This window comes from Chlorobium sp., assembly GCF_021740465.1.
Taxonomy (GTDB): Bacteria; Bacteroidota; Chlorobiia; order Chlorobiales; family Chlorobiaceae; genus Chlorobium.
In genome coordinates this window covers 124,113-150,292 of sequence record NZ_JAIOZR010000005.1, presented here as the reverse complement: position 1 = coordinate 150,292, position 26,180 = coordinate 124,113, and the positions used below count along the sequence as shown (strand labels likewise).

General features: G+C 54.4%; 24 protein-coding genes. 8 read left to right on the top strand and 16 right to left on the bottom strand.

Annotated features, from left to right (window positions below; genetic code table 11):
• Positions 1-423: 423 nt before the first annotated feature.
• Positions 424-1,680, bottom strand: coding sequence for a group II intron reverse transcriptase/maturase (gene ltrA, locus K9G39_RS04030; RefSeq protein WP_363319359.1), 1,257 nt, complete (start codon positions 1,678-1,680; stop codon positions 424-426).
• 575 nt (positions 1,681-2,255) lie between these two features.
• Positions 2,256-3,221 (bottom strand): transposase, encoded by a 966-nt coding sequence (locus K9G39_RS04025; protein ID WP_292003645.1) that lies wholly within the window; start codon positions 3,219-3,221, stop codon positions 2,256-2,258.
• A gap of 171 nt (positions 3,222-3,392) precedes the next feature.
• Here K9G39_RS04025 and K9G39_RS04020 point away from each other — a divergent pair, with 171 nt between their 5' ends.
• Positions 3,393-3,752, top strand: a complete 360-nt coding sequence (locus tag K9G39_RS04020; RefSeq protein ID WP_292003644.1) for a hypothetical protein — start codon at positions 3,393-3,395, stop codon at positions 3,750-3,752.
• 6 nt (positions 3,753-3,758) lie between these two features.
• Here the strand turns inward: K9G39_RS04020 and K9G39_RS04015 are convergent, their stop codons facing one another.
• From K9G39_RS04015 to K9G39_RS03995, 5 genes are all read right to left on the bottom strand, one after another.
• Complete coding sequence (locus K9G39_RS04015) at positions 3,759-4,547, bottom strand: L,D-transpeptidase (RefSeq protein WP_292003643.1); 789 nt, start codon at positions 4,545-4,547, stop codon at positions 3,759-3,761.
• A 364-nt stretch (positions 4,548-4,911) separates the two neighbouring features.
• Complete coding sequence (locus K9G39_RS04010) at positions 4,912-5,748, bottom strand: ATP-binding cassette domain-containing protein (protein ID WP_292003642.1); 837 nt, start codon at positions 5,746-5,748, stop codon at positions 4,912-4,914.
• Positions 5,739-6,155, bottom strand: coding sequence for a DoxX family protein (locus K9G39_RS04005; RefSeq protein ID WP_292003641.1), 417 nt, complete (start codon positions 6,153-6,155; stop codon positions 5,739-5,741). Before K9G39_RS04005 ends, K9G39_RS04010 begins: the two co-directional genes overlap by 10 nt.
• Before the next feature lie 54 nt (positions 6,156-6,209).
• Positions 6,210-7,310, bottom strand: a complete 1,101-nt coding sequence (gene ribD, locus K9G39_RS04000) for a bifunctional diaminohydroxyphosphoribosylaminopyrimidine deaminase/5-amino-6-(5-phosphoribosylamino)uracil reductase RibD (protein ID WP_292003640.1) — start codon at positions 7,308-7,310, stop codon at positions 6,210-6,212.
• A gap of 11 nt (positions 7,311-7,321) precedes the next feature.
• Positions 7,322-7,846 (bottom strand): dCMP deaminase family protein, encoded by a 525-nt coding sequence (locus tag K9G39_RS03995; protein ID WP_292003639.1) that lies wholly within the window; start codon positions 7,844-7,846, stop codon positions 7,322-7,324.
• A 108-nt stretch (positions 7,847-7,954) separates the two neighbouring features.
• Between K9G39_RS03995 and K9G39_RS03990 the strand changes: the two genes are divergently transcribed.
• From K9G39_RS03990 to K9G39_RS03975, 4 genes are all read left to right on the top strand, one after another.
• A complete protein-coding gene (locus K9G39_RS03990) occupies positions 7,955-9,595 on the top strand; it encodes an NFACT RNA binding domain-containing protein (protein ID WP_292003638.1) in 1,641 nt (546 codons plus the stop codon).
• Positions 9,596-9,682: 87 nt separating this feature from the next.
• Positions 9,683-10,048 carry an acyl-CoA thioesterase gene (locus tag K9G39_RS03985; protein WP_292003637.1) on the top strand — a complete coding sequence of 122 codons (366 nt, stop codon included), beginning with the start codon at positions 9,683-9,685 and terminating at the stop codon, positions 10,046-10,048.
• Between the two features lie 24 nt (positions 10,049-10,072).
• Positions 10,073-10,723 (top strand): class I SAM-dependent methyltransferase, encoded by a 651-nt coding sequence (locus K9G39_RS03980; RefSeq protein ID WP_292003636.1) that lies wholly within the window; start codon positions 10,073-10,075, stop codon positions 10,721-10,723.
• 16 nt (positions 10,724-10,739) lie between these two features.
• Positions 10,740-11,402, top strand: a complete 663-nt coding sequence (locus K9G39_RS03975; protein ID WP_292003635.1) for an HAD family hydrolase — start codon at positions 10,740-10,742, stop codon at positions 11,400-11,402.
• Positions 11,403-11,432: 30 nt separating this feature from the next.
• Here K9G39_RS03975 and K9G39_RS03970 read toward each other — a convergent pair whose 3' ends face one another.
• Positions 11,433-12,506 carry a metallophosphoesterase gene (locus K9G39_RS03970; RefSeq protein WP_292003634.1) on the bottom strand — a complete coding sequence of 358 codons (1,074 nt, stop codon included), beginning with the start codon at positions 12,504-12,506 and terminating at the stop codon, positions 11,433-11,435.
• 367 nt (positions 12,507-12,873) lie between these two features.
• On the opposite strand from K9G39_RS03970, the gene trmH reads away from it, so the two are divergent.
• The gene (gene trmH / locus K9G39_RS03965; RefSeq protein ID WP_363319358.1) at positions 12,874-13,542 is read left to right on the top strand and encodes a tRNA (guanosine(18)-2'-O)-methyltransferase TrmH; all 669 of its coding nucleotides are present in this window, start codon (positions 12,874-12,876) and stop codon (positions 13,540-13,542) included.
• Here trmH and K9G39_RS03960 read toward each other — a convergent pair.
• On the bottom strand, positions 13,494-13,859 hold the full coding sequence (locus K9G39_RS03960; protein WP_292003633.1) for a hypothetical protein: 366 nt from the start codon (positions 13,857-13,859) through the stop codon (positions 13,494-13,496). The genes trmH and K9G39_RS03960 overlap by 49 nt on opposite strands.
• A 239-nt stretch (positions 13,860-14,098) precedes the next feature.
• Between K9G39_RS03960 and K9G39_RS03955 the strand changes: the two genes are divergently transcribed.
• On the top strand, positions 14,099-14,287 hold the full coding sequence (locus tag K9G39_RS03955) for a 4Fe-4S binding protein (RefSeq protein ID WP_292003649.1): 189 nt from the start codon (positions 14,099-14,101) through the stop codon (positions 14,285-14,287).
• A gap of 113 nt (positions 14,288-14,400) precedes the next feature.
• On the opposite strand, the gene trxB is transcribed toward K9G39_RS03955, so the two are convergent.
• The 4 genes from trxB to K9G39_RS03935 form a co-directional block, all read right to left on the bottom strand.
• Positions 14,401-15,336: a thioredoxin-disulfide reductase gene (gene trxB / locus K9G39_RS03950; protein ID WP_292003632.1), complete on the bottom strand. Its 936-nt coding sequence runs from the start codon at positions 15,334-15,336 to the stop codon at positions 14,401-14,403.
• 77 nt (positions 15,337-15,413) lie between these two features.
• A complete protein-coding gene (trxA, locus tag K9G39_RS03945) occupies positions 15,414-15,743 on the bottom strand; it encodes a thioredoxin (RefSeq protein ID WP_292003631.1) in 330 nt (109 codons plus the stop codon).
• A gap of 131 nt (positions 15,744-15,874) precedes the next feature.
• On the bottom strand, positions 15,875-19,444 hold the full coding sequence (gene dnaE / locus K9G39_RS03940; protein WP_292003630.1) for a DNA polymerase III subunit alpha: 3,570 nt from the start codon (positions 19,442-19,444) through the stop codon (positions 15,875-15,877).
• Positions 19,445-19,671: 227 nt separating this feature from the next.
• On the bottom strand, positions 19,672-22,035 hold the full coding sequence (locus K9G39_RS03935; protein WP_292003629.1) for a glycosyl hydrolase family 65 protein: 2,364 nt from the start codon (positions 22,033-22,035) through the stop codon (positions 19,672-19,674).
• A gap of 213 nt (positions 22,036-22,248) precedes the next feature.
• Here K9G39_RS03935 and K9G39_RS03930 point away from each other — a divergent pair, with 213 nt between their 5' ends.
• A complete protein-coding gene (locus tag K9G39_RS03930; RefSeq protein ID WP_292003628.1) occupies positions 22,249-23,451 on the top strand; it encodes a leucine-rich repeat domain-containing protein in 1,203 nt (400 codons plus the stop codon).
• A gap of 269 nt (positions 23,452-23,720) precedes the next feature.
• Here the strand turns inward: K9G39_RS03930 and rny are convergent, their stop codons facing one another.
• The 3 genes from rny to K9G39_RS03915 form a co-directional block, all read right to left on the bottom strand.
• Entirely contained in the window at positions 23,721-25,295 is a 1,575-nt protein-coding gene (gene rny / locus K9G39_RS03925) for a ribonuclease Y (RefSeq protein WP_292003627.1), read from the bottom strand.
• Between the two features lie 311 nt (positions 25,296-25,606).
• Positions 25,607-25,873 carry a cell division protein ZapA gene (locus K9G39_RS03920; RefSeq protein WP_292003626.1) on the bottom strand — a complete coding sequence of 89 codons (267 nt, stop codon included), beginning with the start codon at positions 25,871-25,873 and terminating at the stop codon, positions 25,607-25,609.
• Between the two features lie 9 nt (positions 25,874-25,882).
• Positions 25,883-26,176: a hypothetical protein gene (locus K9G39_RS03915; RefSeq protein WP_292003625.1), complete on the bottom strand. Its 294-nt coding sequence runs from the start codon at positions 26,174-26,176 to the stop codon at positions 25,883-25,885.
• Positions 26,177-26,180: the final 4 nt, after the last annotated feature.

Genomic DNA, 26,180 nt, shown 5'->3' with positions numbered 1-26,180 from the left:
TCTCCTCTGATCGCCTCAAGCGCCACTTTGGCCTTGAATTGTGCCGTAAAACTTTTGCGGTGCTTTTCGCTCATATCTTGTCCCTTTTTTGGGCAAGTTACCACCTTAAACCTTTGTCTGAAAATCCGGGTCCACTATAACGGTTCGGGTTCTTCGAACTCAAATACTTCCTCGACAAGCTCCGGCAGCTTGAACTGCCGTTTGAGAAAACTCATGATTTCCAGTTCAATGCCAGTTATTTGACGCAGGACGGCTGACACCGGAAGAATTTCTGGTTCAGGAAACGGGGGCACGTCCAACCCAACCCTAATACGCTTAAAAACAATGGACACAATTTCACCTAATAATACGCACCCTAAGGGTAAGTAGGCCGGGGGAATTTCACCCCCAGCCTCTCGCAGAACCGGACGTGAACGTCTCCGCTCATCCGGCTCCCATTATCCAGCCTTTGGGAATGTACCCCAATTTCCAATGCACAAACGCTAATGGCTTTGCTCTCGCTATCCGTTCAAGCACACCGACTGCGCGTTTGAGACGACCTGCAAACTGTTGGTGTTTCCGCATCAGCCACCTTGTCAGATACAGATTGACATGATGCCATACCGGTTTCATTGCCGAGGCGTTGAATCGACAGAAGTAGTTCTTCCACCCCCTCAGTACCGGGTCGATCGCTTTTGATAGTTCCTCAATCTGCTTATCGCTTTTCAATTGCAGATGCCAGCTTCTTATGGTTCTTCGCATCGTTTTCAGCGATCCCGAACTCACCGCCGGTGTGAACCCCACGAATATTCGGCCATGTTTATCCTTCACCTGTCGTGGTCGAAAGGTATAGCCTAAAAACGTAAAGCTCGTTACCGGATGATCTTCCTTTCGTTTGTCATCCTTGCAATAGACGATCCGTGTTTTGTCCGGGTTTACTCGCAATCCGCACGCTTCAAACCTTTCCGTTATCTTTTTCATGACCAGTTCCGCCTGCTCTTTGCTTTTACAGTGCAGCACCCCATCGTCGGCATACCGACAGAACGGCACACCGGGAAGATTTTCGCTGACCCACCGGTCAAAGGCATAGTGCAGAAACAGATTCGCTAACAGTGGGCTTATTACCCCGCCTTGCGGCGTTCCCTTTGTCCGCTCTACCAGATCTCCTTCCGGGCTCATCATCGGCGCTTTCAGCCAGCGCTCGACATAGAGCAACACCCATTCGATCTGGCAGTGCTTCCTTACTGCTCGCATCAACAGCTCATGATTCATCGTGTCAAAGAACTTGCTGATATCAAACTCGACTACCCAATCATACTTCCAGCACCGCTCTCTCACCACTCCCACGGCATCCAGTGCACTTCGGTTCGGACGGTATCCGTATGAGTCCTGGTGAAAGATCAGTTCCAGCCGAGGTTCAAGTGTCACCTTGCCTACCGTCTGGGCAACCCGATCCGCTACTGTTGGTACGCCCAGCATCCGTATGCCGCCGGTTTTCTTGGGTATGCCTACCCCTTTGACTGGCGGCGGGAAATAGCTCCCGGAGCTGAGACGATTCCAGAGCTTGTACAAATTACCTTTCAGGTTCTTCTCGAAGGCTTCGATCGATTCCTGATCTACTCCGGCACCTCCTCTGTTTGCTTTGACCGTTCTGTATGATTCCAGAACGAGGTGTTTGGAAATCTCATAAGGCTTTGTCATTGCAGACAGCTCCTCCTGCTTGCACAGTTGACCAACTCCAATGACCGGATAATGCAATCCCTTCGCTCCAGTTCCATTACAGAACCTTCATTGCTACTACGAATTGCTCCGTCCCTTGATGACGCTTCGGTACTTTCAGCCTCGTTTTTCACACTTGTGCCTTTCCCTTGACATCGCCATCGAAGGTTCCCGCAGTTCCACACAAGAGCCCGAATCAGGATCACGCCACCTCTACGCCGGACACCGCCTGACCAGTAAACAGGTTCCCGCCAGACTTTTCCTGGAGTTACGTCCAGCTCCAGTTTTGATGTCAGTGTGTTACTAACGACGCTTGTACGGTGGTTCACTTGTGTTCGTCTTCCTTGATTCATACCTGACACCTTAAATGGTGCCTTTTCCGTAACGCTCACGACCGGGGCTTTTGACCCAAGCCGCTTACGGTGGTTTGCAACCTGCTCCTGCAAGCCGATTGCGAGGGGCCGACCCTCATCTCTCACGCAGCTTCGCTTCGGCACACGGACGTAAGTAAACGAGGTGACTGAATACAACAAGAACCTGTTTCCAAAACCTTTTGCTCATTTGCGACGCAGTAGCTGGCTAACACCTGCCCTTGAAATCCCCAGCATTCTGGCAACATCTGCATGCGATAATCCAAACTCACTAACCAAATTCCCCGCAAATTTCCGACGCAATGCAGAATATTCCCCGCTTCGACTACCTTTCAGCAAGGCACCGACCGACAATCCTTTTGCTTGACACTCCTGTTCGATCAGCTCATGTGCCTCCGACTGCCTCATCCTCACCGGCATCATATCCTTTTGTGCTTCACCTACCTCTCCGAGCACCTTTTCCACGAACGCTCCGCTGCCCAGTATCCGCTCGTCGCTGAACTGGCGCTCTCGCCGTTTTCTCATCGACAGCACTTCAGACCAACCTCCCGCAGAGCGCACCAGCCCGCCTCCCGTCAACTCTGGCTGGCGTCCAAGCTGGAGTTGCTCCTGAACAAACTCACGATAGGCCTTCCGCGCACTCCCTGCCGTTTGGCCAAACTGTTGCAACACATAGCCGGTATCCTGCCAAGAATAGTCAGCTAAACCCACAAGCGCTCTATTGCCACTCCACGGATACCGATCAAGCTCTTTCAGGGAAGCTACCAGTCCGGCGCGCAAGGGATTAAGGTGGATATAACTCACCAGCTTTATGAAATAGGGTTCTTCTTCGCAAAGTATCGACTTATAACGGTTCTGGAACAGATGACCCGATCGGTGATGCCTTTTGTTGAACGATACTGAATAACCTGTCAGCACCTTCCGCATGAACGCCGGTAACCCTTCCGAACCACTTCTGAGCAGTAGGTGAGCATGATTGGTCATCAGCGACCAGGCATAGATCACCGTTCCGGTTTTTTCTGCTGCCAGGCCAATCCGGCATAACATATCCTGCCGGTCTTTATCATCAAGTACAATAGCCGTCCGTTCGATTCCGCGAACCATCACATGATGTAACGATCCCGGAGCGTCAAGTCTCGCTCCTCTTGGCATGGCTAACTCTCCATTACGGGTTCACATTCTTCGAGCATGAACTGCTCCTTTCAAAGAAGATAGGAAATAATTTTAATTACTTTTGTCACTTACGTCCCTGATCTGCAGATCAGCAGAAAAAGAGGTGCCTTTCCGGAAAGGGCTGATTAATGGTTAACAACCTGAAATGCCATGTACGAACCCCGCCACAGCCGGCCGATCACTGCCGGCAAGTTTGTCTTGCGCATAGCCGGACATGCCGGACTGGCCTTTCTCCTGATCGGCGTTTCGCTGCTTATCGGCATTGCCGGATACATGCGCACCGAACAGATGAGGCTGCTCGACGCTTTTCTGAACGCGGCCATGCTGCTTGGAGGCATGGGGCCGGTAAAAACCGAAGGATTGAGCGATAGCGGCAAACTCTTTGCCGGCTTGTACGCACTCTATGCCGGACTGGTGTTCATTGCGGTCATGAGCATCATGCTCGCACCGGTAGTGCATCGGGTGATGCACCGGCTGCACTGGGAGGACAAGGAAGGTGATGTACCGTAGAGCCGGTTACGCGCCGTTGCGCACAACCGTTACCGCATCGCGCACACGCACCCAGTTGAAAAGCTTTTCCGCATCGGTCATGAGCAGGCGCACGCAGCCGTGGGATGCAGGGTAGCCCGGCAGGGACTGCTGGTGCATGAAGTAACCGCCGTAGAAGTTGATGGAAAAGGGCATCGGCGCATTATCGTACTTGATGGAGCGCTTGTGGCGCTGCTTGTAGTTCACGAAAAACCTGCCGGGAGGTGTCGCATAGGTTTTTCTGCCGGTTGAGACCGGTCCCCAGAAAACCAGTTTCCCTTTTTCGTAGGCTCCAAAATACTGACTGTTAAGATAGACCCTTATCTCCCGCTCTCCCCTGCTGTCGGGAATCACTTCGGGAATCGGGGCGTACTGGACGGCTTTTTCAAGGTCAACCGGCAGAAGCACGGTTTTTCCTACCGGAAAATGCCGTTTGTCCACACGGTTCACCTTCATGAAAATGGTCTGGCAGACGGAATCCTCTCCGCAAAGCCTGGCGAGCGATTCTCCCTTTTTCAGCTTCTGTGTTACAAAGCCCTCAGGAACTCCCGGCTGCGCGGCGCCGGAGGCGGAACCGCTCCTGAGCGAATCCGGAATGCCTGCATTGAGTTCATGCTTGAGCATGATACGCGAGGAGTCCGCCAGGGGTACGGATCCGGACAGGGTTTGTGCCGCCGTCTTCGGCGTTTTTTCGGCAAAAACCGGGAATGAAAAAGAGACGAGAAGCAGGAAAATGCCCGTAATGATTGCGCTACCGTAAAGAGAGTGACGATACAATGCCGTATTGTTAGTTGTTCATGACAGTTTTTCAAACAAACACCGTTGAAAGCAGAAGCGTTTCCGGCATCTTGACTACAAAAAAGGAAAGGTATGCCGGCAGACCCGAAAAAAAGAGAACCTGATACCTGCAGAATGTTTGTAAACAGTGAACCGTAACCCGGGCATCGTATCGACCGGCAGACCTGAAACCCCGCCGTTGCTTTGGACATGAGGCCTCCACCAATGCTGCCGCCTTGCGAAACGGAAGACAATGATTTTTGCAGCAATTTTATAGTGGGACAGTTGAATGTAAAACAATATCCGGAAATGGACAAGAAAATCCCCGACAGGAATGCGGCCTCCCGGGAGGGTTGCAGTCCCGCTACAGGCTTATATCAGGGCCATCCTGAAATGCCGGAAAAACCTGGCAGCTCCCGCTCTGCATAACCACCTGCAGCGGACAGTCGAAGAGTGCCGAAAGCATGGCGGAGGAAAGCATCTCCCCGGGGCTTCCGTCGGCCAGTACCCTGCCCTCCCTGAGCATCACAATGCGGCGGATTTCGGGCGGAATCTCGTGTACGTGGTGGGTGACCAGAAGAACGGTTTTCCCGCTCCTCATCAGTTTACGGAGAAGTTCGAGGTAGAGAAACGAAGCCTTGAGATCGAGCCCGGAAGTCGGCTCGTCGAACAGAAGGGTTCCCGGATCGTTGACCAGAGCCCTGGCCAGCAGAAAGCGGCGCTGCTCGCCGGTCGACAGGGAGCCGAACGCACGGCTGCGCAGATCGCCGATACCAAGCATCGCCATAACCTCATCGGCCTTGCGGTACTCCCTGTCGCCGAAAACCTGATTCCGCCAGGTATCGATACTTGAATAAAACCCGGAAAGCACAACATTGAGGCCTGGGGCTGAGGCAAGGTACTCATGCTGCAGATCGTGGGAAACGATGCCGAGACGGGAACGGAGATCCCAGACGTTCCAGCGGTTTCTGCCGAAAAGGCTGAGAGAACTGTCCGGCGAAAAACAGGGGTGCAACTCACCGGATATGAGCTTCATAAGGGTGGACTTTCCCGAGCCGTTCGGCCCCAGGATTGCCGTGCTGCATCCTTCGTCGATCTGCAGCGAAAAAGCGTCGAATACCTGTGTGGCACCGCGAAACGCCTTGATGTTGCGGATGTCGAGAAGGGTGCCCGCACTCCCGGTGAATGCGCTCAGTTCCACCGACCGTTCGATCCACCGAGAGAGTAGCGCCCCGCTCCGAGAAACACGATGGCCAGAGATCCGAAAAGGTAGAGCGTCTGCACCTCGAGCGCGTAGGCTCCGTGCTCGTTGATGGAGTAGAGATCGCCCATATGCACCAGATAAACCGCCATCACCATAACGAAGGCTTCCACCAGAGCCGCGGCCCGTGTATTGAAACCGAGAACGATCATCACCGGAGCGACGATTTCGCCGACGAGAATGCCGTGGGAGAGATACTCCGGAAGACCTGATTTCAGCAGCATTTTTTCCACGAAGGCGTAGCCGTGCTGCAGCTTGCCGATGCCGTGGAACAGCATAAGACCCCCGACGGAAAGCCTCAGGAGCAATTTGCCGAAATCGGTGTTGTTGAATGCTCGATCAAACATGCCGGATCCCTTTTTTGAGAATTTTCGTTTCATGACACTCTTTTTTTTTACCACTCATCCGGCAAGATACGCCGTCAGAAGAAGATCACTACCGAAACCAAGCGGCGCTTCGAAACTGAGCCCCGGAGCATCTCCGGGAAGTGTTACGCCGAGGGGCGCAAAAGCGCTCAGAGCGTCACCGCCGAAGAGTTTCGGCGCGACGAAAACATAGAGCTTGTCGACAAGCACCGAGCGGACAAAAGATGAGAGCAGACGGCTCCCTCCTTCTACCAGAACGGAAAGCACCCTCCGTTCATGCAGCGCATCGAGCACATGCCTGAGATCGAGACCGCACTCGGAGGGCGGCACACCCTTAAGCGTAATACCCTTTCCGGCAAGCCGGAGGGCTTTTTCGGACTGCAGCAATGATGGAGCGGTGAACACCAGGGTTTCAGCTCCCGCATCGAAAATCTTCGCGTCGAGCGGAACGGCAAGCCTCGCATCGAGCACCACGCGAAGCGGATTGCGGCCCGCACAATGCCTTACGGTAAGCTCCGAATCGTCGGCAATAACCGTGGCCGCGCCCGTCAGCACTGCATCGTAGGCGCATCTGAGCCGGTGCACTTCGGTTCTGGCCTCCGCGCCGGTAATCCATTTGGAAGCTCCCGACGAGGTGGCGATCTTGCCGTCGAGCGTCTGGGCGAGTTTCAGGGCCACAAAGGGGCGTCCCTTGCGATGGCTGGTGATAAATGCCTCGTTCAGCTTCTCCGACTCAGCCTCCAGCACCCCCTCGACTACCTCCACGCCGGCTGAAAGCAGCTTTTCGATCCCCTTTCCCGCCACCTTCAGATGCGGATCGCGGCACCCTATCACCACCCGGGGAATGCCCCGCTCGATGATCATGTCGCTGCAGGGCGGGGTCTTGCCGAAATGGGAGCAGGGTTCGAGGTTGACGTAGAGCGTCGAATTCCGAAGCAGCCCGGTATCGGCAACCGAGGCTATGGCATTGACTTCTGCATGGGGGCCTCCATACTCCATGTGGTACCCTTCACCGACAATACAGCCGCCGGAAACGATCACCGAACCCACCATCGGATTGGGGCTCACCGACCCCGACCCTTTCAGGGCAAGCTCCAGACATCGCTGCATATAGAGTTCATGCTGTTGATCCGGCACCGCTCCCCCTTTCACGTTTCTTCGACATGCACCTGCACCAGCCTGACTCCCGAAAGCCTGAGCAGTTCGTCGATGTGTTCTATTTTATAGGGCTTGTCGTAGTAGATGGTTTTGATTCCCACGTTCACGAGCACCTTCAGGCAGTGGATGCAGGGGCTGGCCGTGATGTAGATATCGGCGTCCTTGATCGACACCCCGTGCTTGGCGGCCTGCGCGATGGCGTTGATTTCGGCGTGAATGGTATTGACGCAGTTTTCCTCTACCGTGCCGTCGGGGTGAGTACTGCGGTAGATTTTGCAGTTGGTCTCGTTACAGTGAGGCAGTCCCGAAGGTGCTCCGTTGTATCCGGTGGAGAGAATATTGTGGTCCCGGACGATAACCGCGCCGATATGGCCGCGCGTACAGGTGGCGCGACGCGAAATCAGATGCGCAACGCTCATGAAATACTCATGCCATCCGAGCCGTTTTTCCTGACCTTCGTGGTTGTCGCAACCCCCGGAGCCGCAGCATCCGGACGAACACTGTTCTTCAGACATGGAGATACTTTTTAATACATTGATACCGGAACCACTGCGTCCACCCGGGAATACCCGGTTATGCAATCATCTTTTAAAATAGGGAAAAAGAAACCGTTAAAACAACTGATGCACCGCAATTACTTCACCTTCTACCATGCCGCCACGGAACTCCATGAACGGCTTGCAGGCGGTTTTGTTTTCGAGATTCACTCCCCCCGCAAAGATGAACTCAGTCTCTCTTTTATTACCGCGAAGGGTGAGCATCTGCAGGTCCTTGTGATATCGCGGATTCCGGAACTCTCGTTCTACACGAGGGAAGGCATGAGCCGCAAAAACCCCCGGAGCGCGAGCCTGCTCGAAAGCATCTGTGAACGTGAGGTTACGGGTGTGGAAATGTCGCCTTGCGACCGGGAGATCCTGGTGCGGCTTTCGGGCGAAGAGACCCTGGTACTGCGTCTCTTCGGCAGCGAGGCGAATGTCTTGCTCACGAGAGGAGGAGTTGTCACCGACGCATGCAGAAGCCGGAATACTCTCGTTGGCCGGCCGTACCCGGAATCCGGCGACCATGCAAATGAGAGCATCCTTGGGGAACTCGATCGACTTGCGCAAAGCCGGGAGCGGTTTTTCGGAAGGGTTGCGGAGCATAGAAGCGTCGCAACGGAAAAAAACGCCCTGCCGGATCTGCCGGGTTTCGACCGCGCGCTGCAGCGGAACCTCGTGGAACGGGCCGGCGGTACGGAAAATCCCGAAGCGCTCTTCACGATTTTTCAGGATATGTTCTACGAACTGCTCGACCCGCTGGTGCAGAGCGGCGCAAGCGCGGCGGGAAAACCGCAGTTCAGCCTGCTGCATCAACCCCTTCCGGGTGCGGAGATCTGCAGCTCGGTGCTCGAAGGGCTCAACCGTTACAGTTCGGCCATGTGGAGCTGGCTGCATACGGCGGAAGCGCAGCGGGAGCTGAGCGGAAAACTGCAGCAACAGCTCCGGAGAACGGAGCGTGAACTGCAGGAGTTCAGCCCGCTTGAATCCGAAAAAAAAGCCGCCGAATATGAGACCTGCGGGCATCTTTTGATGGGTGCGCTCTACCGTGAACGCAGTGCACCTGAAAGCATCAATGTGGCCGACATTTTCAACCCCGGGGGAGCGGATGTGGAAATACGCCTGAAGCCCGAACTCAACCTCGGCGACAACGCGGCGGCCTATTTCAGAAAAGCCTCCAAATCCCGGGGCAGGGCCCAATCGATGCGCCGGCGCAGGGGGGAGCTCGAAAAACGCAGGGTCGAGCTTGAAGGGCTTCTCGACGAACTCTCCGGGCTCTCCTCTCCAAAAGCCGTGAAGCGGTTTCTTGAAGCGCACACCTCCTGTCTCAGAAAAAGCGGCATTGTGCCGCCGAAGGCCGCAGACCCATCTTCGCCCTTCAGAACCTTCAGGCTTTCGGCGTCGGCAACGCTCTATATCGGCAAAAACGCCAGGAACAACGAACAGCTCACCTTCACCTTCGCCAAGCCGAACGACATCTGGCTGCATGCACGGGGCAGCGCGGGTTCGCACTGCGTGCTCAGGGGCGCGAGCATGCAGCACAGGGACGAGATACACCGCGCCGCCGGAATCGCCGCATGGCATTCGGCCGCAAAACACTCCGAACTGGTGCCGGTAATGTACACCCTGAAAAAACATGTCCGGCGCGCAAAAAACCTTCCGCCGGGCCAGGTTGTGGTCGAACGCGAGGAGGTGATACTCGTGAGACCTTCGAAAGATGCTCAATAACCCTCCACTGGCCAGGTGCGGGAGGAACGTTCAGCGGCCCGAAACCCTTTTGAGAGACATCCGGAAAAACCAAAACCTTTTACCCCTATGGAAAACTACAAACTCGTGCTGCCGGAACACCTGAACCACTACGGATTCCTTTTTGGCGGAAACCTGTTGAAATGGATCGACGAGGTAAGCTATATTGCCGTCACGCTCGACTACCCCGGCTGCAACTTCGTGACCGTCGGCATGGACAAGGTGGAGTTCCGGAAAAGCATCCGGGGAGGCACAATACTCTGTTTCGCAAGCCAGAAAAGCCGGATCGGAGAAACCTCGATCGAGTATACGGTGAACGTCTACAAGGACAGCATCGAAACCGGCGAACGGGTTATCGTGTTCAGCACGCACATCACCTTCGTCTGCCTTGACGAAAAAGGAGAGAAAAAACCGATCTGCGAAGGCAAACAGTAACCATCAAACGCATAAGCAACAATTATGAGCGCCATCTGGAACAGTTCACACCGCTTCGACCTGAAGGCTGCCGAGTGGGATGAAAATCCCCGGAGAACCGCACTTGCCGAAAGTGTGGCGAAAGCAGTCATCGAAACCGCCAGGCCCTCAGCCTCGATGCAGGCCATGGAGTTCGGGTGCGGAACCGGTCTGCTCACCCTTGCCCTCGCCCCGCACCTCGGCCGTCTTACGGCGATCGACACCTCGGAGGAGATGCTCGGCGTGCTGCAGAAAAAGATCGAAACACTCGGAATCCGGACGGTTGAAACCCGTTGCGCCGACCTTCTGCAGACTTCGAATGCGGATCTGGGAGTTGACGAGCTCGATTTCATATGCAGCAGCATGACCCTGCACCATATTGCTGATACCCAGGCCCTGCTGAACAGGCTTGTGGGACTGCTCCGCAAGGGCGGCACCGTCGCCATAGCCGACCTCGACCTCGAGGACGGCTTCTTTCACGACGACGAAACCGAAGAGGTGCATCCCGGTTTCGAACGTTCCCGGCTGCAGGCCATGCTCGAAAAGGCTGGCTTCGAGCGGGTTTCGTTCAGAACCGCCTGCGAGGTCAGCAAAACCAACCGGGCGGGAGAGATGAAAACCTATCCGATTTTTCTGGTAACCGCCCTCAAGCACTAACCATTCACCTACACACATGCCTTTTAACGCCGTTATTTTCGACCTTGACGGAACCCTGCTCGACACACTTGAAGATGTCGTCAACACGCTCAACGCCGTTCTCGAAGCCCATCACTACCCTACCCATTCGCTCGACGAAGGGCGGTTTCTGGTCGGCCACGGACTGCGGGAACTCGTCAGAAAGTCGCTGCCGGAAAACACCGCTACCGAACCGCTGATCGACGGGCTGCTCGTCGATCTCATGGACCACTACAGCCGCAACTGGAACCGTAACTCCAAACCCTATGAGGGCATAGCCCGGATGCTCGACGACCTCGACCGGAGGGGCTTGAAAAAAGCCATCCTCTCGAACAAGGCCGACCGGTTCACGCAGCTCTGCGCCGCCGAACTGCTCGCCGAATGGTCGTTCGACACGGTTATGGGCCATCACGACGCAATCCCCCACAAGCCGGACCCTGCAGGAGCGCTGCTTGTTGCCGAAAAACTGGGGCACAGGCCGGAGGATATCCTCTATGTCGGCGACAGCGGCATCGACATGCTGACGGCATCGCGTGCCGGCATGTACCCGCTCGGCGTGCTCTGGGGGTTCCGCCCTGAGGAGGAGCTGATTGAATTCGGGGCGAAAACCCTGGTAAAAACGCCTGCCGAGATCACGGAATTTCTCGAAAAACGGGGGTAGCGCACTCCGGTTTCATCCCCGGAGTTCTTCTCAGGCAAGCAGATGGAGGCGGGTGAAAACGTAATCGAGATGGTCCTCGTTCAGCACGATACGGTAAAATCCGGTATTGCCAAGTTCGCTCGGCCGGTTGTCGCGGTCGCTGATGAATTTCCGACTCTGTTTGCCGTTGAACCAGTAGACAAGCCGGATGATGTTCCCCTCGATTTCCAGTGCGGTTATGCCCCGCTTTCCGATGGCGCAGCCCGAATTGAAAACGCTTGGGATGGTGAGGGTATTGTAGAGCCCGCTGCGCAGGCCGATCTTTTTGCCCTGTTTGTAACAGGAGTCGAGCTCCTCTTTCAGGGCGGATATTTTTTCTTCGATGAGGATCCGTTCTTCGCTTCCGGCAGCAGGATAGGCCCGACAGAGCTCTTCGATGCGGTAGTTCAGATAGTCCACTTTCGAAAGGGATTCGAAAAGCGGCCGGTGAGTATGGCCGATCACCGATACGATCTTGGCATTGTTGGAAAACTCGTAAATGGATTTTTCGATGGCAAAGCGCCGGCGGCTGTTGTAGGCTATGGAAAAATTCCTGATGCCGACAGGTTTGGCGATGTATCGGAGAAAAAACACGACGGAACGACTGACCAGCGGATAGGTCTCCCAGAGCAGAACCGATGCCTGATGGCCGTGAAAGCAGAGAATGGTCTCATTTCCGTAGTAAAACTTCAGCGATTCATGCATATAGGGCGCAAGCCTGTACTCTTTCGCCTCAAGCAGCTCCGCATCGTGGTTGCCGTAGGTTTTGAATAAAAACCCGTTCTGGCGGAAGCGGATGAACAGATCGTAAAAATCACCCCACTGGGAGGTAATGCTATCGAGGGAAAACTTGAACAGCTCCTCTACGTCGCCGTTCAGAATCAGGCTGTACCCTTCGGGATGGTAGTAGTCCGCAAGCATGGTTCCGACAAGATCGGCATTCCTGCGGAATTCATCCCTCCGCCCTCCGTTACCCATGTGCAGATCGCTGAGAATGAGCACACGCGAGTTCTCTTCGAGCGAAAGCGAACGGGCGTTGTTGAGCAGACGTTCGAGATGAGGATGTTTTTTATGATGTAAAGGCATAGGTCAATGGTACCACCCGTTTACTCCGACCCACCGACCCGCCCGACATCCGGCGGCGTCGGTGAGCCACACTCCGATATAATTATTTTTTTCGTTCCGGCAAACTCCAGGAACCGTCCGCTTCCGCCTGAAAACAGTCTCATGGCTGCGGGAACTGTCGCCCAATATAGCCCGATCCGAACGATTTCCTCCGTCAAATCCATGTAAAAACAGAGGCATTAAGCCGGCCCTGAAACGCAAACCCGAAACGAAAGAACCCGCTTCTGCGGAAACGGCAGCGTGTATTCCGGAATAAAAAACGGGAAATACGGCAGGTAATTGATAGATTTGATGAATAGTGATTCAGCCCTCACACAAGCAATTCTCATTGACTCCGTTGCCTTCACCTGAACGATTCGGAAAAATCCGTCAGATGCTCTGCCGGCGGCAGACGAGCCTGACCGTTGTCATGGACAACGTCAACAAATCACACAATCTTGCCGCCCTTGTCAGGAGCTGCGATGCTGCCGGCATTCGTGATGTTCACGCCGTATCCTACCGGAAGCACATTTTTACACGCCACAACGCCGCGGCAGGTTCGAGCAAATGGGTCAACCTGAACCTCTACGGGGAGATCGAGAGTGTTTACGGCATTCTCCGCCGGGATGGGATGCAGATTCTTGCCGCAGCCTCGACACAAAACAGTGTGGATTTCAGGGAGATCGATTACACCATGCCGACAGCGCTGGTTCTCGGAGCGGAATGGGACGGGATTTCGGAAAAAGCGGTGCAGGGAGCCGACCGCTGCATTGCCGTACCGATGTACGGCATGGTGGAATCGCTGAACGTATCGGTTGCCGGAGCGGTCATTATTTTTGAAGCCCAGCGTCAGCGGCTGCTCAAGGGCATGTACGACCATCCGGAAATACCCGAAGACCAACTGCATCGGCTCCTCTTCGAATATACCTACCCCCGCCTCGCAGAAAACCTCCGCGAAAAGGGGCTCGACTATCCTCCCCTCGACGAGAATGGTTTCATCGTTTCTCCGCTGACGTAACAGCTCCAGCTGCCGGAACATTTCTGCTCCCGAAGATGGCTGTGCAGCGCACCGAGCAGCTGATCGATTTCCGAGAGCAGGTGACGGTGTTCGAAGGCCAGTGTCACCAGAAAAAGAGGGAAGGAGATATGCTCGCGCCTGAGCTTGCGCAGCACGTTGCCCATAGCTCTGGTCATGACGGGAAAAAAGTGCCTGCCGGCTCCTTCCGCCGTAGTCCGGCACTCCGAAGAAGAGGCATGACGGTAGTGACAGGTGAACAGGAAATCCTCCCTGTCAGTCCACTCGACCTCTATTCTGAACGGTTTTATATCATCCATAAGCAGGCTCATGTTCCCTGAAAAATGACTGTAGGCCAACGAGCTTATGTTACGCAATGCCGCTCTCGCAACCCAGAGTCATTCTGTTACGGTTTGGGAAATCCTGCTGCAACCTCAAAAAAAAGCCGACAAGTTCGGGCCGCCTCCCTCCGGGTTTCGATATTGACGAACAGACGCTTCAGCGCTATCTTGTCCTCTGTGAAGCGTTCCTTTTCATCCACGTAAAACTCCACTCCATCATGGCACTCCGGATTACAGAATCATGCACGTTCTGCGGAGCGTGCGAACCTGAATGCCCGGTCAACGCCATTTCGGCAGGTGACGACATCTATGTTATCGATGCGACGGCATGTACCGAATGTGCCGGATACAGCGACACACCAGCCTGTGTGGACGTATGTCCGGCAGAGTGCATCGTCGGTGTATAAGGCGCACGCTGTTCACGCACCTCGGCTGCGCTCATGGCGGGGATGGCGCCTTCAAAGCGAAAACAGGCTGGGCCGGTTTCTGTCTGTCGGAAAAAAAATCCCTGCGGGTCGCCCTACCGGATGGACTCCAGAAAACGTTCGGCATCGATGGCCGCCATGCAGCCGGAACCGACCGCAGTCACAGCCTGACGGTAGGTGTAGTCCTGCACATCACCGCAGGCGAACACGCCCGGGACACTGGTTTCGGAAGAGCTCTTTTTGGTTTCGATGTAACCGTAGTCGTCAATGGCAAGCTGTCCTGCAAACAGCCCGGCATTTGGCGAATGGCCGATAGCCATGAACACGCCGTCGCAGGCATGTTCGGAAAGCTCGCCGGTACGAACATCCTTCAGCCGTATGCCTGTTACCTTCTGGCCGTCGCCGAGTATCTCATCGATGACCGCGTTCAGAACGGTTTTTATTTTCGGATTCTTGCTGGCGCGCAGGCTCATGATTTTCGATGCCCTGAACTCCTCCCTGCGGTGCACGAGCGTAACCTGTGATGCGAATTTGGTGAGGTAGAGAGCCTCTTCCATAGCGGTATCGCCACCACCTACCACAAACACCCGGCACTCCTTGAAAAAAAAGCCGTCGCAGGTCGCACAGGCAGATACGCCCCTGCCCCGGTAGCGGTCTTCGGATTCAATACCGAGCCATTTCGCATTGGCCCCGGTTGCAATAACAAGGGTGCGGGCAAAAACTTCCCTGCCGTCATCGAGCGTGAGGGAAAACGGGCTTCTGGAAAGATCGGCTTCGACAACACTGCCATACAAAAATTCGGCATTGAAGCGTTCCGCCTGGCTGCGCATTCTCGACATGAGTTCGGGGCCGTTGATCCCTTCGGGAAAACCGGGAAAATTCTCGATCTCGGTGGTAATCATGAGCTGACCGCCGGGCTGCATGCCCTCTATCACAAGAGGTTTCAGGTTGGCTCTTCCGGTATAGATTGCCGCAGTATAGCCGGCTGGACCCGTTCCGATGATGACGACATCACGAATGTCCTTTTCCATAGTTCCGCCTGTAAAATGGAGTTGAGAAAAAAAATCCCGGCAGGTTTTCTGCCGGGATCGATCACGGGGCTGAAGAATCAGCCGATATGCTCGTCGATTTTTTTGGCGATCATGTTTTTCGGCATGGCACCGACCATCTGATCGACAACCTGGCCATTCTTGAAAACCAGCATGGTGGGAATGCTGCGGATACCGTACTGCGCGGCAGTATTGGGGTTTTCATCGACATTGACCTTTGCGATGACGGCTTTGCCTTCGTAATCGGCGGCAAGCTCTTCTATAACCGGACCGAGCATCATGCAGGGTCCGCACCATGCAGCCCAGAAATCGACAAGGGCAACCTTGTCCGATTCGAGAATTTCGGCTTTGAAGTTCTTGTCGGTAGCTGCAAGATATTTTCCGCTCATTGTTATTTCAGTTTAAAATTGTGATGGCACAAACTCTATAGCGATACAAGCAACAAGTTATAAAAGTAACAAAAAAAAACAAGACGAACTGCCAAAACCCCCGGGCGTTTTCCGGAAGTTTCGCCGCACTGCTACCCCGAAATTCTCACGTTGTCGGGGCCGAGAATCTCCTCGAGCTTTTCAATCGTCGCGTCCGCGGCATCAACGGGCATAGAGCGTGCGAATATTCTGAGGGTTTCGATATTTTCCCCCGACTGCGCCTTCACCTCGAAATCGACCGGGGTAGAGCCCCTGTGAGCCTCAAAAAGTTTTTTCAGTTGCACGAGTTTTTCGATCTGGGCCGAATCGTCGGCATCAACTTTCAGAATGATCTTGCGGATGAGGCTGCTGCGCACCTTCCTGATTGGTATCACCTCTCGTACCAGCAGTTTCAGCGTGCCGCCACTCACCTCGGCTTCTGCCACCAGCATCAGCACCTCCTCGGGTTTTATCAGGTGGCCATACTGTTCATAGACACTGGCAAAAACGGTAAAATCGGATTTGCCGGTAAAATCCTCCAGCGCCCCGAACAGCATTGCCTTGCCTTTTCTGTCCTGGTGCGGCTTGACCGACACGACAACTCCGAGCACCTTGTACTGCCGCAAAGGGGTGACCTCCTTGGCGTTGAGCGGCAGGGTCGCAAACGCCTCCCAGTCCCTCCGGTAGGGCGAGAGCGGATGACGACTGAGATAAAAACCAACCAGTTTTTTCTCCTGCAGCAGTTTCTCCGATTCCGGTATGGGCTCCCCCGGATCGAGATCAGGGTAGTGGATATCATCGGTGCCCTCCCCGCCTTCGGAGGTAAAAAAGCCGCACTGGCCGAGCGTTACCGAGCGGTTCTGCATCTGGCCGAACCTGATGGCCTTGTCGACATTTGCCAGGAGCTTTCCCCTGTTCGGATCGAGCTCGTCAAGCGCTCCGGCAAGAATCAGGCATTCGAGAGCCTTGCGGTTCATCACCCGGAGATCGACCGAGGCGGTAAAATCGAAAAGATTCACAAAGTCCCGCTTTTTTCTCATGCGGGAGGTGACGATGGCCCTGGCCGCTCCTCCGACCTGCTTGATGGCACTCAGACCAACGCGGATATAGGGTTTTCCCTTGAGGTACTCTATGGCAAAAAGCGTGTCGCTTTTGTTGATCGACGGAGGCAGCGTCATGATACCGAAGCTTTTGGCCTCGTCGGTCAGGTGCTTCATCCGGTCGGTATCGCCGATTTCGCTGTTGAGAATCGCCGTCATGAATTCGGCGGTATAGTGCGCCTTGAGATATCCTGTCCAGTAGGCAAGCACCCCGTAGGCCGCCGAATGGCTTTTGTTGAAGCCGTAACCGGCAAACTCGGCCATCAGTTCGAAAACCCTTGTGGCAAGAGTATCGTGAACCCCCTGGGCAACCGCACCGCTGACGAATTCCGCCTTGAACTGTTCCATGATTTCAGGCATTTTCTTGCCCATCGCCTTGCGCAGATTATCGGCCCTGGCCATCGAGAAGCCTCCCATAACCTGGGATATCTGCATGACCTGCTCCTGATAGACAATGACCCCGTAAGTCTCCTTGAGAATCTCCTCGAGCATTGGATGCATGTAATCGATAGCCTCCCGACCGTGTTTGCGGTCGACAAAAAGGTCAACGGCATTGCGATGCTCGTCGATTCGCGCATTCAGAGCTCCGGGACGGTAGAGCGCGCTCATGGCGATAATGTCGCCGATCTGCGTGGGCTGCAGCCGGGTCATGTAGTTCTGCATGCCAGACGACTCGAACTGGAAAATGCCGGCCATCTTACCCTCCTGAAAAATGCGGAAGGTTTTCCGGTCGTTCATGGGAACTTTCTCGAGATCGATCTCCACCTGATGCCGTTTCCTGATGAGGTGGAGGGTTTCATCGATCACGGCCAGCGTTTCAAGGCCCAGATAGTCGATTTTAAGCAGTCCTGCGGTTTCAATCCAGTTCTTGTCGAACTGGGTAACCACCTGCTTTTCATCGGCTCCCTCTCCTCCCTTGCCTCCGGCAAGCGCGGTTTCGTCGAGATCGATTTCATCGGCATAACGCCGCACCTCGGTCTCGATCTTGTTTGAAACATAGAGCGGCACCTGGGCTTCAAGCGGCCCGTCGGTGATGACGACGGCACCGGCATGCATCGAAACGTTCCGGGCCCTTCCCTCAAGCGCCCGGGCATATTCAAGCAGCGTGAGGTTCTCGGGAGTGCTTTCGACAAACTGCTTCAGCTCCTTCACGTCGCCGATGGCTTTTTCAAGCGTAATGCCCGGCTTGCCGGGCACAAGCTTTGCAAGACGGTCGACAACCGGCAGCGGCACTTCAAGCACACGACCAGCATCGCGGATGGCGGCCTTGGCTCCAAGCGTACCGATGGCCACAACTTTGGCCACACTCTCCTGACCGTACTTTTCGACGGTATATTCAAGAACCTTCTGTTTACCGACCGGCGTGAAATCGATATCGATATCGGGCATGGAAAGCCGCTCGGGATTGAGAAAGCGCTCGAAAAGCAGCTTGTACTTCAGGGGGTCGATCCTGGTTATTCCGGTAAGATAGGCTACGATACTGCCCGCGGCAGACCCCCTGCCGGGACCGACCGAATAGCCCATCCTTCTGGATGCGGCAATAAGGTCGCTGACAATGAGAAAGTAGGAGCTGAACCCCATTTTCCCTATCACGCCAAGCTCCAGCTCGATACGCTCGCGGACATCCTCCTGGGTGATGCCTTCGGCTTCCGATCCGGCATACTTTTCGGCCGCCCCCTTCCAGGTAAGGTGGCGAAGGTATTTCTCCTCGTCGTCGAACCCCTCGGGAAGGGTGTAGGGCGGAAGGATGGGATCCTTCTTTTTAAAGGCGTAGGTACATTTTTCGGCAATCGCCACCGTGTTGGCAAGCGCCCTCCGGCCCTCGGGAAAAAGCCGGGCCATCTCGGCGGCGGTTTTCAGGTAGTGTTCGCTGCCCGGAAGGGCCTGCAGGTTCTGGCTCGAAAGTTTTTCCTTGGTGCGGTTGGCGATCATTGCCCGGTAGCATCCGGAATCCTTGCGTTCGAGGTAGTGGACATTGTTGGTTGCCACCAGCTCCACGGAGAATTTTTCGGCAAGCGCGATGGTGGCCAGATTGAGTTTGTCGTCGAACGGCATTGCATGACGCTGCAGTTCGAGATAGAAGTTGTCCCCGAAAATCTCCCTGTAGTACCGGGTCACCGTTTCGGCTTCATGGGCGGAACCGGCAAGCAGCGCCCTGCCTATTCTTCCGGAACTGTATGCGGACAGGCAGATCAGCCCCTCGCTGTACTCCTCCAGAAGGCGCGATTCGAGATGCGGCATACCGTTGATGAACCCATCCCTGGAAGCCCTCGATAGCAGGATACAGAGATTCCTGTAACCGGTTTCGCTCTCGACGAGCAGCAGCAGCGAAGGGGAAACGCTGTTTTTGGCGTTCGAATGGGCTCCCGATTCAAGCAGGTAGACTTCGGAACCGATTATCAGCTTCACTCCGGCCTTTTTGGCATCGCTGAACAGTTCCGGCATATTGAAAATCGAACAGTAATCGGTAACCGCCACACTCTGCATGCCGAGCCTGCGGCATGCGGCAAAAAGCTCGCCGGGAAATACCGGACTGCTCTGCATCGAGTAGTGGGTATGAACGTGAAGATGCACAAATTCCATATAACAACCCTTCGGGGAGAGAGTTCATTCAAACGGGATCAACCAGCAGACCTCTGCCCGAAATAGTACAATTTTTTCGGCTCTTTCACCACCCGATAACCCTGTTTACCGGCTTTTTCCCTCAGGAACGGCATCCCCCGAAATCATGCAACCCTCACCCGGAGCAACAGAAGTCTGGCAACGCCTTTGCGGAGGCTGAAAAGGGAAAAATCGCTTGCGAAAAACCGTCATGAGGAACAGTAGTGCAGCACCGCTTTCCTGTTTGTCCTGATTTTATGCGTTTTACGGTAGAGGCTCACCGGAATTTCGTCGTCATAGGGAGCTTTTATGCAAATGGAAATCCTGTCGTGATAGATGGAGAAATCGATATTCCGATCCTGCCACCGGACGGAAAAGGAGAGGCGTTTCCATTTTCCAGGCAGCCAGGGCTTCAGAACCAGCCGGTCCGATTTGATCGACAGCCCTCCGAACCCGTACACAACGGTCTGCCAGGCACCTCCGACCGCGGCCGCATGAATGCCCATGGCGGTATTTCCATGCAGATTTTCAAGATCGAAAAGAGCGGTTTTCATAAAGTAGTGATAGGCCCTCGACCGTTTTCCGACAGACAGGCCCATCATGGCGTGCGTACAGTGGCTCAGGGAGGACTTGTGCGCGGTACGTTTTTCGTAGTAGTCGAAATTCGCCTGCTTTTCCTCCTGGCTGAAGGCGTGGGGAAACAGGTGCATCATCAGCAGCACGTCAGCCTGCTTGATGAGCGTCGTCGATCCGATATTCCTGTAGGTTACCCCCCTGGGCAGCTTCGGGTGCCCTTTACGGTCGAACCCTTCAATAACGTAGTCGCGAAGTCTGAAATAACCGTCGAACTGCTCTACGAGCATGTTGACGGGATCGAGGGAGAATTTCAGACTCCTGCTCACCGAAAGCCACCCGGCGACCTCTTCTTCGGCAAGTTCTATCTTGCGGCAGAGCGGTTCGAGCCGTTCGCGGTGTCGCTTCGTCATGTAGGTGAAAAGCATGCAGGCAAGTCGGAGATGCCATTTCACCATGTAGTTCGTATAGGCGTTGTTGTCGACATGCTCATGGAATTCATCGGGACCGATAACCCGGCGTATTTCATAAATGCCCTCGCTGAAAACCACCCGGCTGGCCCAGAATCTTGCCGTCTGAAAAACCATTTCAAGCCCGCACTCGAAGAGAAACTCTTCGTCGCCGGTTACCCGGAAATATTTCTCGACCCCGTAAATGACATCCGAGACGATATGATCCTCCTCCATGCCGGTATAGATGAGCCGGATGGTGCGTTCGAGTTTCGAGGCGAATCTCGGCGTCACATCCTCGCCTGTTGAGGCGGACTCCCATGCATATTTGGCTCCCCGATAGCCGTTCCTTTCGGCGTTTTTCATCGCCCCCGGCAGCGTCGCATACCGGTAGTGCAGCATGTTGCGCGCTGTTTCCGGGAAATTGTAGATAAAGAACGGCAGAATGAAAATCTCGGTATCCCAGAACACATGGCCGAGGTAACCCTCCGAACTGAGGAACTTCGCTCCGATGCTGCCTGAAAACGGAGGTCCATTGATCAGCAGCTGGTAGATGTTATAACGCAATGCCCCCTGGGCATGAGGGTCTCCCGCTATGCGGATGTCGGCCTGCTTCCATTTTTCTTCCCATACACGAAGATGAGACGCAAGATGCGCCTCGGCCCCGGTACGGACATATTTTTTCAGCTCGCATATCGAGCGGCTGAACATGCTCTCTTCGGGAATTTCCCGGCTGGTATGCACCACGGCAAGTTTTTCGAACGTATAGGACTGGCCTTTCTCGACTTCGAGGGTCATCTCGCTGGTGAATTTCTCGCCGTAAATTCTCGGTTCGGGATACGCCCTTGCGGATTCGGGAAGTATCAGTTTCCACGATGCTGACTCGGCTATGCGTATGCCCTGCTGCCGGGTCTTCATTTCGAGGTACATGAAATTCCGGCCCCGCTCGATCCTTTCAATCTGCAGATGCTTGATGCGCTCTTCGGGGAAAAAACCCCGGTTACACACCTCTCCGTTAAGACCGCTGAATACCCGCAGGGGAGCCGAAAAATTTCTCGGGGTTATCCTGAAAAGCATATAACCCAGATGAATCTGGTGCATGTATACCAGACGGAGGCTCTCGATGGTGAGAATTCTGCCGATGGAGTTCCGCATGGTTGTAGAACGATGCAGAATCCCTTTTTTCATATCGAGCACCTGTTCGTGAAAAAGCAGGGTGCATGTTGACAGGCTGAACTTCTCTCCTTCGCTCCAGACGGAAACGTCCGTCCACATGGGGCACTTTACCAGCTCCTCGACATCGGCTTCCGAGCGGTCGTAAACACCGCCGATATACATACCGCCTGCATGGCCGTCAGGAAGCTCTTCAAGACTTCCCCTGATGTTGAGATAGCCGTTGCCTGTCGTAAAGAGCGATTCAGCTATCTGGATACTGTTTGCGGTTCTTCGGAATCCTTTGCGACGCATAAGCCAAGCGTCTTCGGACAGCCCGAGAAGTGAGGCGTGCGGCAGTCCCGTACCCGCAAACCCGTTCGATTCAGTTCGGTACATCCTGGTCTCCGGGGGATTGAAAAAAAGACCTGTCTTTTTGCGTGTTTGAATGTAAACAAGGAGCCCTTTCAATTAGTTTACAGGGCAAAGCCCTCTCGAAAAAGGAGCACAAAGAGAAAAAAACAGGTTATACAACCGTAACGCTTTTTTTCTTATACTGTAAACTTTAGTTCCCGGCTGTTCCCTTCAATAAACTTAACCGCCTTGTGAATTTTGGAACAGAACACCTACAGCAATTGCCCGGTATGCCACTTTCCCCTCGCCAGTGACAGCGCTGTCTGCCCCCGATGCGGCAACGATATACTCGAGGATATCACCTCTCTGGATGAACAGAGCATGGAGATCCACCAGCGGAACATCGAGGAAAAAAAAGCCGCATGGTATACCCGATGCATTACGGAAAATCTCGGTGTGTGTGAAACCGCACCGGTGGTACCCGGAGATTGCGGCGTAAAAAACACCGGCAACCGGCACCTCTACTGCAGCCCCGAGGAGATCGAATTCCTCGCCTCATGCACGAAATCCTCACTTCTGGAAGACGGCGGGCTGCGAAGAAAATGGTGGAACAGCCTGAGCGCAGACTGGAAAGAGGTTGTAAAAAACACCCTGAAGCTTGTCAGGGAGCCCTCTGAAGGTGAAATTCTCGACTTTTTCAAAACCACCCATCTGCGTTGCGACAACCGCCGCGTGCACGATCTGCTGCCGGTGCGCATGCTCGATCTGCTCCAGCAGCTCCGCTGTGACGAGTCGCCGGTTGAAAGTCTCGAACCTCTCGCCGGACTCCGGCATCTGCAGCGCCTCTACGCTTTCGATTGCGACATCACCTCTCTCGAACCGCTCGCCAATCTCAGGAACCTGAAACTGCTCTGGGTATCGAGCACGCAGATCACTTCGCTGGAACCGCTGAAAAATCTGGTAAACCTCGAAGAGCTTTACTGCTCGGAAACCATGATCGCCGATCTCTCTCCCCTGCAATCGATCGTCACGCTTGAAAAGCTGAGCTGCTATAAAACGGAAATCAGCTCACTGGAGGCGTTGAGCGGTCTTGTGGATCTTATCGAACTCGGCATCAACAACACCGGTGTTCACGATCTCGCGCCGCTCGAAGGATTGCTGAATCTTGAATACCTCCGCTGCAGCAAAACCGCAATTGCAAGCCTCGAGCCGCTCAGGAACATCGTTGCGCTCAGGGAGCTCAACGTTTCAAGAACGGAGGTCTCTTCGGTCGAACCGCTGGCCGGACTCGTGGATCTCGAGGAACTCGATATTTCACATACCCCGGTACCATCCATAGAGCCGCTCATGCATCTGGAAAGTTTCGAAAAACTCGAGCTTTCGGCCGGGCAGGTTCCCGATACCGAAATCGAACGGTTCATTGAACTCCACCCTGGTTGTGAAGTCCTGCTGAAAAACTGAACCGCACCCGCGACCGGAAAAAGAATTCATGCGATTCCGGTTACAAGGGCTTCCGAAAGTGGAAATCGGGATGGGAGTTGCAGTAATGGCAACACTAACATAGCGAGGATGCGGGGCAAGACCCCGCTTTTTTCCTGTCTTGCCGGGAACGGAACAAAAAAAGGCTGTCCCGGTCTTGCTTCCGGGGCAGCCTCTTTTTGTTCTGCTCTTCTCTATCCGGACCGTGAAGCGCTCCTGATTACCGAGAAGCTCCTCAGGAGCGGTTCATATTACTTCGCGTATGCTATCGACCGCCTCTCCCTCACGATGGTCACCCTGATCTGACCGGGGTACTGGGCCTCGGACTCGATCTTGCTGGCAATGTCGTGGGCAAGCACATCGGCCTGTGAGTCGCTGACGTTGTCGCCTTCGACGATAACCCTGATCTCCCTTCCGGCCTGCAGGGCATAGGTTTTGAGTACGCCGGGAAATCCCTTTGCTATCTCTTCGAGGCTTTCAAGCCGCTTGACGTTCCCGTCGGCCGTCACAGCGCCTCTGGCCCCGGGCCTCGAGAGCGAAATAACGTTGGCTGCATCGATGAGGTCGGCAAGCGGTGACTCCTTATCTACATCGCCGTGATGCGCGGCCACCGCATTGATGACCAGCGGCGACTCGTTGAACTTCTTCAGGAACGCGCTTCCCGTCAAAGCATGCGGTTCGTTGCCCGCCGGAAGAACAAGGCCGATATCGTGCAACAGGCCTGCCCGTTTGGCAAGCCGCACATCGAGCTTGAGCTCGGCGGCCATGAGACCGGCAAGCATGGCAACCTCTTTGGTATGCTGCAGAAGGTTCTGACCGTAAACAGTATGGAATTTCATGTTGCCGATCAGCCGAACCAGTTCGGCGGGCATGTCGGGAAGCTGCAGGGATGCAAGGGTCTCCTCTCCGGCAGTCATGATGACATCGTCGATCTCCTTTTTGGCATCTTCATAGGCTTTTTCGATGGCCACAGGATGAATGATTCCGTCAACGAGCAGCTTTTGCAGGGTAAGCTTTGCAAGCTCGCGACGGAGGGGATCGAAGCAGGAGAGAATCACCACTTCAGGGGTATCGTCAACGATGATATCCACTCCGGTAGCATTCTCGAAAGCCTTGATGTTCCGGCCTTCACGGCCGATAATCCGGCCCTTGAGCTCGTCGCTCTGGATGTGCACCACCGAAAGTGCATTTTCGGTGGCCTGTTCAAAGGAGATTCTCTGGATAGCCGTAAGCAGGGTCTTCTCGGCAAGGCGTTCGGCCTGCTGTTCTGCATCCTCGTGAATGCGATGTATCGTTTCGGTAGCCTCTTCGCGTGCCTTCGTCACCATATTGTCGACAAGCATCTGCCGGGCCTCGTCGGCCTGCAGGTTGCTGATGCTCTCGAGCCGCTGGTTCTGCTCGGCAATGATGAGTTCAAGCTCGGAAGAACGGCTCCTGACCATTTCCATCATCTGCTCGGACTCCTTGCGCTGATCCTGCAGCTTGCGTTCGGCATCCCGGAGATCCTGGCTCTGCTTCTTCAGCTGGCCTTCCTTCTGCTGGATCTGTTTCTGGAGCTGGGTGAACTTGTTGTTCTTTATGACTACTTCCTGGTCGAACTCCCGTCGCTTCTTTTTCCACTCCTGATTGACTTCGGTAACCTTGAGCTCCTTGTATTCGTTAGCCTCTTTCTGGGCCTCCTGGACTATCTGTACAGCCCTTTCTTCGGCTTCAAGAACCCTTGTGGTGCCGATACGTTCAAGAAAATACCGTCCAAGAAAAAAACCGATGACAAAAAACACGGCCGCTGCAAATACAATCAGAAACAGGTTTATGACAATACCCATTACCGTTTACCTCCTTTTAACATGCTCCGCCTCTCAAGAGAAGGAAGCACCGTTTTAAACAAAAAAATCCGCACCAGGGCGGGATGTGTAAGATTCAAGAACCCGTGTGACACGGTGGGCGCCTCCTTCAGGTTTTTTGCTTCCAATGCGGCAGCTCTGGTGACTGCCGATGACACCCGGATAAACCGGAGAGTCAATCAAGGCCTGCAATCAAAAAGAAGAGCTCGGCTCCCGTCTTAATAGTGTTAGTTCTTTTACTTACAATACACCCCTTCTACCTGGTGCGGATATTTCTTCTACTCTAATGTAAATTATTCCTGTAAACTTTGCCCTATAAAAACATTGAGCCGGTTTATTTTCTGCCGTAACGCTTCCAGTTCCTCTTCGAGTTCGATATTCTTTTCGGCAAACGAAATCGCTGAAAGCACAGCAAGTTTAACCGGGTCAAAAGATGGCGCTTTTTCAGCGTACAGCCGCATGGCACGATCCACACCCTGAGCCGCATTTTCTGTCAGCTCACGGCTTCCGGTGCGTAGCGGATAACTGTCGCCGTAGACATTTACATCGATCTTTTCCATACGGCCTTCCTACAAGTTTCGGGGACTTCTCAGTTCCAGCTCGATCTTCTGCAGAATGAGTACAAGCTTCTGCTTGACCCGCAGTTTCTCGGCATAGGTAAACTCGGCTTCCGTTCCGGTCAGGGGAGTCGAGCCGGTATCGGGCAGTTTGCAGGATCTCAGAATGTTCTGAAGGGTCGCAAGCTCCGAACGCAGCAGCTCATTTTCTCTCCGGCATTCATCCAGCCGGGAAACGAGGTTTCCGACATTTTCTTCAAGGAGGCTGACATCAGCCGTGATGGTCTGCCTGTCCTGATCATGCATGGAA